Origin of the sequence: Streptomyces sp. NBC_01260 (genome assembly GCF_036226405.1) — a bacterium.
In the GTDB taxonomy this organism is placed as follows: Bacteria; Actinomycetota; Actinomycetes; order Streptomycetales; family Streptomycetaceae; genus Streptomyces; species Streptomyces laculatispora.
The window spans coordinates 736,871-749,384 of record NZ_CP108464.1; the positions used below are offsets into that span (position 1 = coordinate 736,871).

The 12,514-nt window shown below is 70.9% G+C and carries 15 protein-coding genes; 3 read left to right on the forward strand and 12 right to left on the reverse strand.

Translation table 11 applies throughout. The annotated features are described in order from the left end of the window. Positions 1–8 precede the first annotated feature (8 nt). The 4 genes from OG322_RS03340 to OG322_RS03355 form a co-directional block, all read right to left on the reverse strand. Positions 9–464, reverse strand: coding sequence for a YchJ family protein (locus tag OG322_RS03340; RefSeq protein ID WP_124285686.1), 456 nt, complete (start codon positions 462–464; stop codon positions 9–11). 49 nt (positions 465–513) lie between these two features. Further along, positions 514–1,323 carry an SAM-dependent methyltransferase gene (locus tag OG322_RS03345; protein ID WP_123464331.1) on the reverse strand — a complete coding sequence of 270 codons (810 nt, stop codon included), beginning with the start codon at positions 1,321–1,323 and terminating at the stop codon, positions 514–516. 82 nt (positions 1,324–1,405) lie between these two features. Then, positions 1,406–1,642 carry a DUF397 domain-containing protein gene (locus OG322_RS03350; RefSeq protein WP_123464329.1) on the reverse strand — a complete coding sequence of 79 codons (237 nt, stop codon included), beginning with the start codon at positions 1,640–1,642 and terminating at the stop codon, positions 1,406–1,408. Next, positions 1,642–2,502 (reverse strand): helix-turn-helix domain-containing protein, encoded by an 861-nt coding sequence (locus tag OG322_RS03355; RefSeq protein ID WP_123464327.1) that lies wholly within the window; start codon positions 2,500–2,502, stop codon positions 1,642–1,644. The genes OG322_RS03350 and OG322_RS03355 overlap by 1 nt, the downstream gene beginning before the upstream one ends. Before the next feature lie 206 nt (positions 2,503–2,708). Here OG322_RS03355 and OG322_RS03360 point away from each other — a divergent pair, with 206 nt between their 5' ends. Then, positions 2,709–3,167 carry an ATP-binding protein gene (locus OG322_RS03360; protein WP_124285685.1) on the forward strand — a complete coding sequence of 153 codons (459 nt, stop codon included), beginning with the start codon at positions 2,709–2,711 and terminating at the stop codon, positions 3,165–3,167. Continuing rightward, positions 3,161–3,598, forward strand: a complete 438-nt coding sequence (locus tag OG322_RS03365) for a hypothetical protein (protein ID WP_123464323.1) — start codon at positions 3,161–3,163, stop codon at positions 3,596–3,598. The genes OG322_RS03360 and OG322_RS03365 overlap by 7 nt, the downstream gene beginning before the upstream one ends. Positions 3,599–3,663: 65 nt before the next feature. Here OG322_RS03365 and OG322_RS03370 read toward each other — a convergent pair whose 3' ends face one another. The 8 genes from OG322_RS03370 to OG322_RS03405 form a co-directional block, all read right to left on the reverse strand. After that, a complete protein-coding gene (locus tag OG322_RS03370; protein WP_266413062.1) occupies positions 3,664–4,065 on the reverse strand; it encodes a carbohydrate-binding protein in 402 nt (133 codons plus the stop codon). Beyond that, positions 3,950–4,981 (reverse strand): right-handed parallel beta-helix repeat-containing protein, encoded by a 1,032-nt coding sequence (locus OG322_RS03375; protein ID WP_329306012.1) that lies wholly within the window; start codon positions 4,979–4,981, stop codon positions 3,950–3,952. The genes OG322_RS03370 and OG322_RS03375 overlap by 116 nt, the downstream gene beginning before the upstream one ends. A gap of 130 nt (positions 4,982–5,111) precedes the next feature. After that, positions 5,112–6,452 carry a 6-phospho-beta-glucosidase gene (locus tag OG322_RS03380; RefSeq protein WP_266410614.1) on the reverse strand — a complete coding sequence of 447 codons (1,341 nt, stop codon included), beginning with the start codon at positions 6,450–6,452 and terminating at the stop codon, positions 5,112–5,114. 144 nt (positions 6,453–6,596) lie between these two features. Further along, the gene (locus OG322_RS03385) at positions 6,597–8,165 is read right to left on the reverse strand and encodes a cytochrome P450 (protein WP_266410616.1); all 1,569 of its coding nucleotides are present in this window, start codon (positions 8,163–8,165) and stop codon (positions 6,597–6,599) included. Positions 8,166–8,258: 93 nt separating this feature from the next. Then, complete coding sequence (locus tag OG322_RS03390; protein WP_329306013.1) at positions 8,259–8,873, reverse strand: GTP-binding protein; 615 nt, start codon at positions 8,871–8,873, stop codon at positions 8,259–8,261. Beyond that, positions 8,854–9,225, reverse strand: coding sequence for a DUF742 domain-containing protein (locus OG322_RS03395; RefSeq protein ID WP_123464317.1), 372 nt, complete (start codon positions 9,223–9,225; stop codon positions 8,854–8,856). The genes OG322_RS03390 and OG322_RS03395 overlap by 20 nt, the downstream gene beginning before the upstream one ends. Beyond that, positions 9,222–9,629, reverse strand: coding sequence for a roadblock/LC7 domain-containing protein (locus tag OG322_RS03400; RefSeq protein WP_123464316.1), 408 nt, complete (start codon positions 9,627–9,629; stop codon positions 9,222–9,224). Before OG322_RS03400 ends, OG322_RS03395 begins: the two co-directional genes overlap by 4 nt. After that, positions 9,626–11,239, reverse strand: coding sequence for a sensor histidine kinase (locus OG322_RS03405; protein WP_123464313.1), 1,614 nt, complete (start codon positions 11,237–11,239; stop codon positions 9,626–9,628). The genes OG322_RS03400 and OG322_RS03405 overlap by 4 nt, the downstream gene beginning before the upstream one ends. A 488-nt stretch (positions 11,240–11,727) precedes the next feature. Here OG322_RS03405 and OG322_RS03410 point away from each other — a divergent pair, with 488 nt between their 5' ends. Further along, positions 11,728–12,510, forward strand: a complete 783-nt coding sequence (locus OG322_RS03410) for an IclR family transcriptional regulator (protein WP_124285682.1) — start codon at positions 11,728–11,730, stop codon at positions 12,508–12,510. The last annotated feature ends 4 nt before the right edge of the window (positions 12,511–12,514 follow it).

Here is a 12,514-nt window from a genome sequence, read left to right on the forward strand (position 1 = left end):
CCGGGCGGTCAGTCGGCGAAGACCGCCGACTCGTAGACCCAGGCGCCCTCGTGCCGGACGAAGCGGCTCTTCTCGTGGAGCGAGTCGGCGCGGCCGTTGTCCTTGAAGTGGGCCCGGAAGGTGACGGTGCCCGTGGTGTGGAAGGCGCTGCCCTCGGTCGTCCCCAGGATCTCCAGACGCTCCCAGCGCACCCCCGGATCGAGGTCGAGGACGGCGGGCCGGGTGCCGGGGTGCCAGGTGCGCAGAAGATACGCGGCGTCCCGGACGGCGAAGGCGGCGTACCGCGAGCGCATCAGCGCCTCACAGGTCGGCGCGGCGGCCCCGGCGTGCAGCTTTCCGCAGCACGCGCCGTACTCGGCGGGCAGCCCGCACGGACACGGCGATGCTGCGGTGATCTCGGCCGCGGAAGCGGTGCGGGCGCTCGCGGCGGACGGGCGCCGGGGGCGTGAGGTGCGTCGGGACATGGGTCCATTGTGGCCTGCGGCGGCGCATTGCCGTCCCGGCGGGCCGCCCTCAGAGCTTGCGGGCCACGCCCGCGTACCCCGGGATCGGTTCGTCGCCCGGGACATCGACGACCTCGCCGAGCTCCGGATGCCAGTCGGCGGCGAGGGAGACCCCGGGGGCGATGAGGTCGAGGCCGTGGAAGAAGACGGTGAGTTCGGCGTGGGTGCGCAGGCGCAGGGTCATGCCGCGGGCCTTGTACAGGGCGGCCGCCTGGGCCGCGCCGTCCGGGTCGAAGTCGCCCGTGGTGTGCGAGAGGATCAGGTAGCTGCCGGGCGCGAGCTGGTCGACCAGGCGGTCCACCAGCTCGGCGGCGCCGTCCTCGTCGTCCAGGAAGTGCAGCAGGGCCAGCAGCGAGAGGGCGATCGGCCTGTCGAAGTCGAGGACCCGGCCGGCCGCCTCCAGGATGGCCTCGGGCCTGCGGGCGTCGGCCTGGATGTACTCGGTGGCGCCTTCCGGGGTGGAGCGCAGCAGTGCCGCCGCGTGTGCGAGGACGATGGGGTCGTTGTCGCAGTAGACGACCCGGGCGTCCGGCGCGGTCCGCTGGGCGATCTGGTGGAGGTTGGGCTCGGTGGGTATGCCGGTGCCGATGTCGAGGAACTGCCGGATGCCGTTCTCCACGAGCCACCGGGTGGCGCGGTGCATGAACGCCCGGTTGACCCGTGCCATGTCGCGGCCCCGGGAGTCCAGGGCCAGCAGTTGCCGGGCCATCTGCTCGTCGACCGGATAGTTGTCCTTGCCGCCGAGGAACCAGTCGTACATCCGCGCGGGGTGCGGCTTGCTGGTGTCGATCTCGATGGCGGGGGGCTCGTGTCCGGTCATGGCGCGCTCCTTGGGTCCGTGGGACGGCGGCAGAGAGAACGAAGAGGGTGAGCGGCGGGCCGGGCCCCGGACCGCCGCCGGGTCAGGTCAGCAGGAAGTCCGCCTGACCGGCCTTGGCTCCCTGGATGAAGGCGGCGATCTCGCGGTGGCTGTAGATCAGGGCGGGGCCGTCCGGGTCCGCGGACTGACGCATGGCGATTCTTCCGTCGGACAGCTTCATGGCCTCCACACAATTGCCGCCGTTGCCGCCGCTCCACGGCTTGTACCAGCCCTCGGAGCCGAGTTCGGCGGCCGGCATGCCGTTGTATATGGGTGTCATCACAGCTCCTTGCGGAAGTCCCGGAGGATTTCCTTCGTGCGTTGTGCAGTCGCGGCCTGGGCCGCCATGCGGTCCATGACCTCGAGGTAGGAGGCCACCTCGGGGCGTGCGTCGAAGTAGACGGCCCCGGTCAGGTACTCGCTGTAGACCATGTCGGGGAGCTCGGGGACGCCGAACCGGAAGAGTACGAACGGCCCGTAGGTGCCCGGGTGATGGCCGGTCGAGAACTCCGCGATCTGGAGGGTCACATGGGGCATCGCGGTCGCTTCGAGCAACTGGTCGATCTGGGCGCGCATGGCCTGCGGGCTGCCCACCGGGCGGCGCAGCACCGTCTCGTCCATCACGACCCACAGCCGCGGGGCGTCCGGCCGGGTGAGCAGGGACTGGCGCTGCATCCGCAGTGCCACATGGCGCTCGATGTCCTCCGGCCTGGTCTGGCCGACCGCTCCGGTACGCATCACCGAGCGCGCGTAGTCCTCGGTCTGCAGCAGTCCGGGGACGAAGTGCGGCTCGTACATGCGCAGCAGGCTCGCGGCGCCCTCCAGGCTGACGTACATGCTGAACCAGTCGGGCAGCACGTCGTGGAACCGCTGCCACCAGCCCGGCTTGTTGGCCTCCTCGGCGAGGACGACGAAGGCGTCGGCCTCCTCCTCGGAGATCCCGTAGGCCTTCAGGAGGAGTTGCACATAGGCGATCTTGAGAGCGACCTCGGCGGTCTCCAGCCTGCGTATCGTCGCGGGCGCGACGCGCAGCACCTTGGCAGCCTGGTCCCGGCTCAGGCCGACCCGTTCCCGCAGATCCTGCAGGCGCTTGCCGAGAACGACCTGACCCACGGTCGGGGCGGACCGCGGTTCACTCACTTCAGACCTCCCCATGCGCTGTTTGCCAGCAGTGTGCCATGCGCGTGCCATCAAAGACACAGCCACTCTGGAAATTTCAGAGTGCCCCTTGCCAAGTGTTCACGACAGGGGGAGAGTTGGCGAGTGAACCAGTTCACTAGTCACCATCGCCCCCTTTGACAGAGGATCGCGATGCGTGACGCAGCCCCCACTGTGAGGATTCGGTCGTGGCACCTGGCAGTGCGCTCATCCCCCGGCTCATGGACCTCTGCCCCGGGACGGAAGCGCTCCGGTACTGCTTCGCGCTGCCCGCGCGCCCGGAGTCGGTGGCCGGTGCCCGGCAGCTGACCCGGGCCCGGCTGGACGAGTGGCGGCTGGACGGCGACGCACACGACGCGGCGATCCTCATCGTGTCCGAACTGGTCACCAACGCGGTGGTGCACACCGCCAGCTCTCGCGTCGTGTGCGAGCTGCGCTGCCTCGATCAGCGGCTGCGCATAGCCGTACAGGACCAAGGACACCAGCCCGGCGGGCCGCGGCTGGGCCGCGGCGCCGATGACGAGCACGGACGCGGCCTGCTGCTCGTCGACGCGATGTGCAGCTCCTGGGGGTCCCGCGACGCCGGGGGCGGCTCGGGCCGCATCGTCTGGGCAGAACTGCCGCACGGCTCGGAGCACTCATGCTGAAGAACGCCATGTCCCATCTCCTCGGAACCCGCCGCCCCCGTGAGCTGGGCCGCCCCGGCGGCGGCCGCGTGCAACTGCCGCTTCCTTCTGCCCTTTCGGCGACCCTGGGCTGCGACGCGGTGGGGGTGCCGGCGCGGTACGGCTTCCGGCTGATGTCTCATCTGCCGCGCACCGGCTGCGTCTTCGACGACGGGGAGCGCTGGTGGTGGATCGTCCCGTCGGGCTCCGACCTCGATCTGGACTGGCCCGCGCAGGCCGCCTACGCACGAGGGGCCTGCGTCCCCGCGGTCCGGCCCCGGCTGATCCACCAGCCCGACAGCCGTACGCCCTACACGCCACCCATCCCGCTCTACCTGATGGTCTGCCAGGTGACCGGCGTGACGCCCTCCTGGGCTTCCACCGGTGGCACGCGTGTTCCCTCCGCCCCCTGACCGGGGTACGGACGTGCGGGTGGGGGCCGGGGCATCGGACGAGGTCCCGGCCCCCACCCGCGTACTCACCTGCCAAACGTCAGCCAGTCGACGGCCGCGGTCCTCGCGCCGCCTGCGGCGACGACGTACACGTCGTGCGAACCGGTGACGGTGTGCGGCAGCTTCGCCGACTGCTCCTGCCAGGTGTCGGCGCCGCCGGTCGCCTGCACCGGCAGCACACCCACGATCCGGCCCTTCGGGCTGTCCAGCCGCACCTGGAGCGCACCGGTCACGCCCCGGCCCGGCGCCGCGACGCGGACGGTCATCCGGTCCGCGCCCGCACCGAACTGGACCCTGCGGAAGCCGAAGCGGTCACCTGAGCCCAGCAGCCCGGTGGCGGCATCGCCCCGGGTGGTGCCCAGGACGTCGGTGGCCAGTTCGGCCTGGAGCGTCCCGGCGGCGTCCGGCCCGTCCGCGTAGAGACGGATCTCGTTCACACCCCATTCGGTGTCGCCGGGTGCGGTGAGGGTGATCCGCAGACAGCGGACGGTGGCGGGCGCGAAGACGGCCTCCTGGGTGAAGGAACGGCCGCTCACCTCGGCGACCGGCTTGCAGGAAGTTCCCGGAGGAGTTGTCGATGTAGTAGCCGACCTGGCCGTCGTCGTCGTGGACGATGTTGTGGTCCACACTGGTGCCGGTCGCGTCCAGGTTGCAGCAGACGTAGAACGGGCTGCCGTCGCGGGAGGTCCGCATCGCCTCGGAGAGGTCGTTGTAGGCGATCTCGTTGTTGTGGAACGGCACTCTGTTGAGCTGCCACGACACGTCGATGCTGCCCCGCCCGGTGCGGCGGACGGTGTTGTGGGTGACCGTGTGGTCGCTGCCGTTGATCTCGATGCCGGGGGTGTAGCTGCCCATCCAGCCGATGTCGTGGATGTAGGTGTTGGTGACCGTGTTGCCGCTGCCGCGCACCAGGACGCCGGTGCCGGCGGAGTAGCCGATCTCGCTGTCACGCAGGGGGTTTCCGGTGCCCAGGAGCTGGACACCGGAGTCCAGGATCCGGGAGACGACGATGTGGCCCTCGCCCGGTTCGATGGCGAGTTCGTCGTCGGCGGGCATCGGGAGCGTCGAGTACTCGGAGACGTAACGGGCGTTCAGGTCCTCGACGAGGACGCCGGTGCTGTCCTTGCCGGTGCGCAGCGAGGTGCCCCACAGGTCGAGGCCGCGCACGGTGACGTCCTGTCGCGGACCGGGCTGACGCGTGCGTCGGCCCTGCTGCGCGCCGTACTGCACGCGCTGGAGCACGGTGGCGGCCTCGCACCCACCGCGCGGAGTGACACCCCGTCGGCCGGTGGCTCGCCGGGCGGTGACCCCCGGACCGGTGCCTGGCCGGCGGCGCAGCTCCATCTCCTGGTCAGCAGCGAACTCCTGGCAGCCGAGGGCCTCTGACCCGGCACGGATCCCGGACCGGACGGCCGCCCCGCGGCGGCCCAACAGCCCCGCGGCGGCGGCCCGGACGCATCTCCCGTGAGCGGCGCTACGTCAGATAGGAAAGACCCGGGTGCACCCCGGTGTAGCCGTCGACCAGTCGACGGGCGACCGAGACCGAGTCGACCAGTGGGTGCAGGGCGAACGCCCGGACGGCGTCGGCGCGTGAACCGCTCGCCGCCGCGTCCAGTACCGCGCGTTCGACGGCCTTCACCGAGGTGACCAGGCCGACGGCGTGATACGGGAGCGGGTCGACGGCGACCGGTTGGGCGCCGTTCGCGTCCACGAGGCACGGCACCTCGATGACGGCGTCCGCGTCGAGCATCGAAAGGGTGGTGCGGTTGCGGACGTTGAGGATCAGGGAGGTCCGTTCGTTCCGGGCGACGGCCCGCATGAGGGCCAGCGCGACCTGCTCGTAACCGCCGGAGTCGAGATCGCTCTCGTCGCGCTCACCGGCCCCCGCGACATCCCGGTTCTCCGACATGTAGGTCGCCTCGCGCTCCGCGCGGGTGCGGTCCCAGGTGGCCAGCGCGGGAGTGTCCGGGTTCTTCATCCGGCCGTAGAAGCCCTCCTGCTGTTCGCGGAGGAAGGCTCCCCGGGTCTGCTCCGCCTCCTGGTAGGCGCGGACCGCCTCGCGGTTGAAGTAGTAGTAGTGCAGGTACTCGTTGGGAATCGCGCCCAGGGACCGCAGCCAGTCTGCGCCGAAGAGCCTGCCCTCCTCGAACGAGCCGAGCAGCTCCGGGTCGGCCAACAGACGCGGCAGTTCGTCCCGGCCCTCGACGTACAGCCCGCGCACCCAGCCGAGGTGGTTGAGGCCGACGTAGTCGACCCGGGCCCGGTCGGGGTCCACGCCGAGCACCCGGGCGATCCGGCGGCCGAGGCCGACCGGCGAGTCGCAGATGCCGATGACGCGGTCGCCGAGGTGCCGGGACATGGCCTCGGTGACCAGGCCGGCGGGGTTGGTGAAGTTGATGACCCAGGCGTGCGGGGCGAGCCGGGCGATGCGCCGGGCCAGGTCGACCGCGACCGGCACGGTGCGCAGACCGTAGGCGATTCCGCCCGCGCCGACGGTCTCCTGGCCGAGCACGCCTTCGTCGAGGGCCACCCGTTCGTCGGCGGCCCGGCCCGCGAGCCCGCCGACCCGGATCGCCGAGAAGACGAAGTCGGCGCCGCGCAAAGCCTCGTCGAGCTCGTTGGTGGCGACGACGGCCGGCGCGTCCACGATGCCTTCGGCCTGCTCGGTGAGCACCCGGGCGACAGCGGTGAGCCGGTCGGCGTCGGTGTCGTAGAGGGTGACCGCGGAGACCCGCCCCTCGGCGTGGTCGGCGAGCAGCGCCCCGTACACCAGAGGAACCCGGAACCCGCCGCCACCCAGAATTGTCAGCTTCACGCTTCCGCATGGTACGTGGGGCACCGCGCACGGCTCCCCGCGACGGGCCGGTACTGCCGCCGGGCGGAAGGCGGACGGACGACGGCCCGGTGGCAGGGGATACCGGTCCCCTGCCACCGAGCCGTCGTCGTCATCCGCAGCCGGTCAGCAGCCGTTCCACCAGCGGGCCACGACGCGCCACAGCCGGGCCGGGGCCGGCCGGCGTTGCTGCGGGATCAGGCCCGCCGTCGCCTCGCCGGGTGCTGCCGCCGAGCCGTCGGCCGCGGCGGTCGCTCCCGTCGGGCCGCCGTCCGCCGACGCGGGGGCCGGTTCCGACGGTACGGGGGCGCGCACCGGGATGGGCGCCGTGTGGCGGACCGCCGACTGCACCTCCCAGTCCTGGCGGGTCGGGTTCGGCTTGCCCATGGACGGCGGTTCCCTGTCGTCCTGCGGGGAGCGCGCCGCGAACTCGGCGGGCATGGTCACCAAATGACGGCCCAAGATGTTACCGACCCACTGGAGCTCGCTGTCGTCGACGGCGAGTTCGAGGTCGGGCAGCCGCATCAGCAGCGCCTCGACACCGACGTCGGCGATGGCCCGCCCGATGTCCTGCCCCGGGCATTCGTGCGGTCCGCCGCTGAACGCGAGGTGGGCGCGGTTGCCCTCCATGTTGGCGCCGAGGTCGGGCCGTACCACCGGGTCGGTGTTGGCCGGGGCGATGCCGACGATCATCGCGTCGCCCGCCTTGATGCGCTGCCCGCCCAGCTCGGTGTCGCCGACCGCCCAGCGGCCGAAGACCGCGGTGAACGGCGGCTCGTCCCAGAGGGTCTGCTCGACCGCCTCCGGGACGGTCATGTGACCGCCGCTGAGCCTGGCCCGGAACCGCGGGTCGGTGAGCACCATGCGGAGCACGCTGGCGATCAGGTTGGTGGTCGCTTCGTAGGAGGCGATCAGGATGAGCCGCAGATGTTCGGCGACCTCCTGGTCGTTCATGTCCGCGGGGTGCTCGACGAGCCAGGTGGCGAAGTCGTCCGCGGGTTCGCGACGGCGCCGTTCGACGAGACGGCTCAGCGCGGCGAGCACATAGGCGTTGCTCTGGACGGCGGTGGCGGTGCCCCGGGTCATGTCCCGGGCGGCCTGCACCATCCGGTCGTTGTACTCCTCGGGCATGCCGAGGATCGCGCACATCACCATCATCGGCAGCCGCTCGGCGAAGTCACCGACCAGGTCGGTGCGGCCCTCCCGGCAGAAGTCGTTGACGAGCCTGTTGCTGTAGCGGTTGACGTGACGGCGGACGCCGCGGGTGTCGATCCGGCCCATGGAGTCGGTGACGGCGCCGCGCTGGCGCTCGTGGGTCGCGCCGTCGGCGAAGACGCAGATCGGCTGCCAGGTGAAGATCGGGGCCAGCGGGTGGTCCGGCGCCACGCTGCCGTCCTGCAGGGCCCGCCAGCGGCGGGAGTCACGGGAGAACTGCGAGGGGGTACGGGTCATGTGCAGGTTCTCGCTGTGCCCGAGGACCAGCCAGGCCGGCACGTCGCCGTGCAGCAGCACGGGCGCCACCGAGCCGTGCTCGGCGCGCAGCTTGTCGTACAGGCCGTGCGGGTCCTGCTCGGCCTCGGGGCCGTAGAACCGTCGCAGGCCGCCGGGGCCGATGCCGAGGCCGTGGGCCGGGCACTCGGGGGGCGGAACCGGCCCAGTGGCCGCTCCGGGCTCGTAGTGGAATGGGGTTGTCACGATCGCTCCAGGGATCAGGCTCGCAAGGGCCGGACGAATGGGGCACGCGGTGGGGGCGCGTGGAACGGGGGCGCGGGACGCGTTCGGGGAAGGTCAGCCGCGCGGGACCGCCGCACTGTGCAGATACCGCATCAAGGTCATCAGCACATCGCGGCTGGAGACGCGCAGCCGGGCGTCGCAGTCGATCATCGGGACCTCGTCCGGCAGGTCCAGGGCGCTGCGCAGGGCCTCGACGGGGTGCTTCGGCCCGTCGGGGAAGGTGTTGACGGCGACGACGAACGGCACGCCGCGTTCCTCCAGCCGTCCGATGACGTCGAAGCTGACCTCCAGCCGGCGGGTGTCGATGAGGACGACGGCGCCGAGTGCTCCCTCGAACAGGCCGTTCCACAGGAACCAGAAGCGTTCCTGGCCGGGGGTGCCGAACAGATAGAGGATCAGCTCCTCACTGATGCTGATCCGGCCGAAGTCCATGGCGACCGTGGTGGCGGTCTTGCTCTCCACGCCGAAGTTGTCGTCCACGCCGACGCCGGCCTGGGTCATGGTCTCTTCGGTGGTCAGCGGCCGGATCTCGCTGACCGATCCGACCATCGTCGTCTTGCCGACCCCGAACCCGCCGACGATCACGACCTTCACCGCGGCGGTGGCCGTGGTGGGAAGGACGTCCTCGCTCCGGGGGCCCGTGATCGTGTCAGAGTTTCTGAAGTCCATGCATCACCGCTTCGAGGAGGGACCTGTCCGGGAGGGTTGCGCGGATGATCGGCGCTCGCGATTCGATCAGTTCGGTCGCGAGGAGCTCGGTGAGGAGCGAGGTCACCACGCTGAACGGCAGGCTGAGGTAGGCGGAGATCTCGGCGACGGACAACGGGGCCTGACAGAGTCGCAGGATCACGGCCTGCTCGGGCTGGACCGTCGGTGTCGGTTGTGACTTCGAGACCACCATCGTGACCAGGTCGAGTGCTGCCCGCTCGCTGCCGTCGGGATCGCCGGTGATCACGTAGAGCCGTTCCGGATCGCTCAGCTCCGGATCGACCGTGCGGCGTTCTCGTCGGATAGAACTCATCCGGCCTGCCCGTCGTGCCGGGGCGGGCTCGTCAGATGGGCGCCGATCCGTACGACCATGTCGCGCATCCGCGATCCGACCAGGCCCGCGTCCACCGTCTCACCGGCGAGCACGGCGAGATACGCACCGGTCCCCGCGGCCATCAGGTAGAAGAATCCGCCGGTGACCTCGATGACGACCAGCCGCATCCGTCCGTCGCTGTACGGGATTTCCGAGGCGACGGCCGCGGCCAGGCTCTGCAGTCCGGCGCAGGCCGCCGCGAGCCGGTCGGCGACATCGGGGTCGCCGCCGTGCCGGGCGATGCGCAGGCCGTCCGCGGAGAGCACCACGATCTGGTGGATGTCCGGAACGTCGTCGGCCAGCTCTTTGAGCATCCAGTCCATGTTTCCCCGTTGCTGGATCACTTCAGGTCTCCCTTGTCCCACGCGTCATCGGAGTCTTCGTCGGGCCTGGGCTCCCGGGGAACGCCGTTGGCCGCCTTGGTGAACGCCTCCAGCCAGATCCCGGGAGGCGGTTCCTTGCCGTTCTCATGGCCGTTTCCGTGGCCGTTGGTCCGGCCCGCGGTGGGATCCGCGGGCTGCGCGGGGAGGTTGTGGGAACCCAGTGGTGCGCGGCCGCGGCTGCGTCGTTGCGGGAGTCCGCCCGCGGTCCACTCCGTCACCACGGGGAGTTCGTCCTCCATGGCTACGGCCGGGGTGGCGGGGATTGCGGGCCGGGTGGCGGGTGCCACCGGGCCGGTGGCCGAACGGGCGCCCAGGGGGCTGGGCTTGCGGTGGGTGCTGCGTGCCGGGACGACGTGCTTCATGTCCGCGAGGTCGATATCGCTGGTGGGCCGCGATGTGGCGCCGATGCCGTGGGCGATACCGGGAGCGGGACCGGTGGTGATCATGGAGCGGGGCACGATGAGCACCGCGCGGACGCCGCCGTACGCGGACTGCCGCAGCGAGACCTGCAGGTCGTACATGCGCGACAGCCGGCCGACGACCGCCATGCCGAGCCGCGGGGACTCGCCGAGGTCGTTCATGCTGGAGCCGGCCTGGGCCCTGGCGAGCATGTTCTCGGCCCGGGCGCGGGCCTCCTCGCTGAGGCTGACGCCGCCGTCCTCGATCTCGATGGCGATGCCGGTCTGCACCTCGACGGCGGTGACGTGCACGCGGGTCTGCGGCGGCGAGTACCGGGTGGCGTTGTCGAGCAGTTCGGCGCAGGCGTGGATGAGCGGTTCGACCGCGGTGCCGACGACGGCGACCTTGGCGATCGAGTGCAGATCGACGCGCGGGTACTCCAGGATCCGTGACATGGCACCGCGCAGCACGCTGAACAGCGGTACGGGCTTGGGCCACTGGCGGCTGGGACGGGCGCCGCCGAGGACGGCGATGGAGTCGGCGAGCCGTCCGATCAGGGCGGTGCCGTGGTCGATGCGGAGCAGGTCGTCGAAGACGTCGGGGTTGCGCCCGTGATGCTCCTCCATCTCCCGCAGTTCACTGGCCTGCCGGTGGACGATCGCCTGGACGCGGCGGGCGACGTTGACGAAGGCGCGCTGCGCGGAGTCACGCGTCGCCTCCTCGTTGTCGATGATGTCCAGCACCGTGTAGACGAGGGAGCGCTGGGCGTCGGGGAGGTGCCGGTAGACCGGGTCGGCGTCCACGACGTCGCGCAGCACCTCGTCGGGGGAGTTACCCACCCGCAGCCGGTGGATCGCGGCGGGAAGGAGCTCCTTGCTGATCCGTACGGTCTCTTCGTCGTGGCTGGCGAGACGCCGCTCCAGGCCGGTGCAGCGGTGCTCGTACTCGGCGCGCTGCCGGCGGATCGTACGTCCGCGGCGAGCGAGTTCGGCGGTGAGCGCGGCGACCACGACGGTGGCGAAGGCGCCGCACCAGACGACTGGCATCCGCGCGGCCTCGGCAACCAGTGCGACGGCGGCGGCAGTCGCGCCCGCCATCACGACAACGGGCAGCAACACGGCGCGGACGACGGGTGTTTCTCGGTCGATCGGCGGTGATTCAACACGAACCATCTAAAACCTCTGGCGGTTGACTCGGGAGGTATACGCGCTTACAGGGTAGTTGGGAACAAGCGCTCGAATTCATATCAACTCGACTTCACTGCGCGTGAGCTTAGTCAGATCGAAACAGTGCTTCGGCACATTCACCCAACCCCCTGCGCGAGCACTCCAGCGGTAATACACTCGCGGGTTTTACACACACCGCCTCCGAGCGTGCGCAGGGAGTGACGGTGTGGAAGGTTTCGGGAGAATCACTCCCCCACGTCCCGCACTGCGGGACGGACTTCCCATCCCGCAACCCTGGAGAGACCTCAACACCCGGCAAACGTAAGGTGAATGGGCAAGTCGGCGAGCGCATCCTCTCCTGGGTGAGCCATTCCGTACCGGACCACGGGACAGGGGCACATGTGATCGAACTGGATCGAAAGGAACAGATTCATGACCGACACGCGAGTGGAGCGCACGGTCGCCGTACGAACGAACAGGGGAACGGGCATCTCATGGGGACGACGCGGGACTACACCATCGAGTCACTCGACACCGGACTGCGGCTGATGCGGCTGTTCCTCACGCATGACTCGCTCACCGTCTCCGAGGCGGCCGTGAGGCTCTCGGTCGGCCGCTCCACCGCCCACCGCGTGCTCAGCACACTGGAGGGGCGCGGTTTCGCGATCAGGGACTCCTCCGGCCGCGGCTACTCCCCCGGCCCCGAACTCGTGCGGCTGGGCCGCCCCGCCGGATTCGGCACCGATGTCCGCGAACAGGTCGGTGCGGTACTCGACGACGCGGTGCGGCGCACCGGCGAGACCGTGCAGAGCGCCGCGCTCATCGGCGACCGGATCGTCGTCACCGACGGCCGCGAGTCCCCGCACCCGGTGCGGGTGGTGCTGGAGCCGGGCCGCACCCACCCCGCGCACGCCACATCGGGCGGCAGGATGCTGCTCTCCCGGATGACCACGGAACAGGTCTGCGCCCTGTATCCGCAGGAGCGGCTGGACGAGGACACCCCGCACCCGGCCGGCTCGCGGTCGGCGCTGCTCGACGAACTGGCGGAGATCCGCGCGTGCGGATACGCCCTCAGCCGCGGCGAGTCGGCGCCGGGCATGAACACGGTCGCCGTACCGCTGACGGGTTCCAGCTGGCGGGACCGGCTCGCGCTGATGGCCTGCGCGCCCGCCGACCGCGGTGACGATGCCGCACTGGTGCGCCGCGCCGAGGAGCTGCGGCGGTCCGCCGCGCTGCTGTCCGTGGCCGGGCGGCCGCCGGTGCCGCACGGCTCCTGACGAA

Excerpts from the sequence above, each read along its gene's own strand:
- OG322_RS03390 (WP_329306013.1), bottom strand. The coding sequence starts at position 8,873 with ATGGACTTCAGAAACTCTGACACGATCACGGGCCCCCGGAGCGAGGAC.
- OG322_RS03395 (WP_123464317.1), bottom strand. The coding sequence starts at position 9,225 with ATGAGTTCTATCCGACGAGAACGCCGCACGGTCGATCCGGAGCTGAGC.
- OG322_RS03345 (WP_123464331.1), bottom strand. The coding sequence starts at position 1,323 with ATGACCGGACACGAGCCCCCCGCCATCGAGATCGACACCAGCAAGCCG.
- OG322_RS03405 (WP_123464313.1), bottom strand. The coding sequence starts at position 11,239 with ATGGTTCGTGTTGAATCACCGCCGATCGACCGAGAAACACCCGTCGTC.
- OG322_RS03375 (WP_329306012.1), bottom strand. The coding sequence starts at position 4,981 with ATGGAGCTGCGCCGCCGGCCAGGCACCGGTCCGGGGGTCACCGCCCGG.
- OG322_RS03340 (WP_124285686.1), bottom strand. The coding sequence starts at position 464 with ATGTCCCGACGCACCTCACGCCCCCGGCGCCCGTCCGCCGCGAGCGCC.
- OG322_RS03350 (WP_123464329.1), bottom strand. The coding sequence starts at position 1,642 with ATGACACCCATATACAACGGCATGCCGGCCGCCGAACTCGGCTCCGAG.
- OG322_RS03365 (WP_123464323.1), top strand. The coding sequence starts at position 3,161 with ATGCTGAAGAACGCCATGTCCCATCTCCTCGGAACCCGCCGCCCCCGT.
- OG322_RS03410 (WP_124285682.1), top strand. The coding sequence starts at position 11,728 with ATGGGGACGACGCGGGACTACACCATCGAGTCACTCGACACCGGACTG.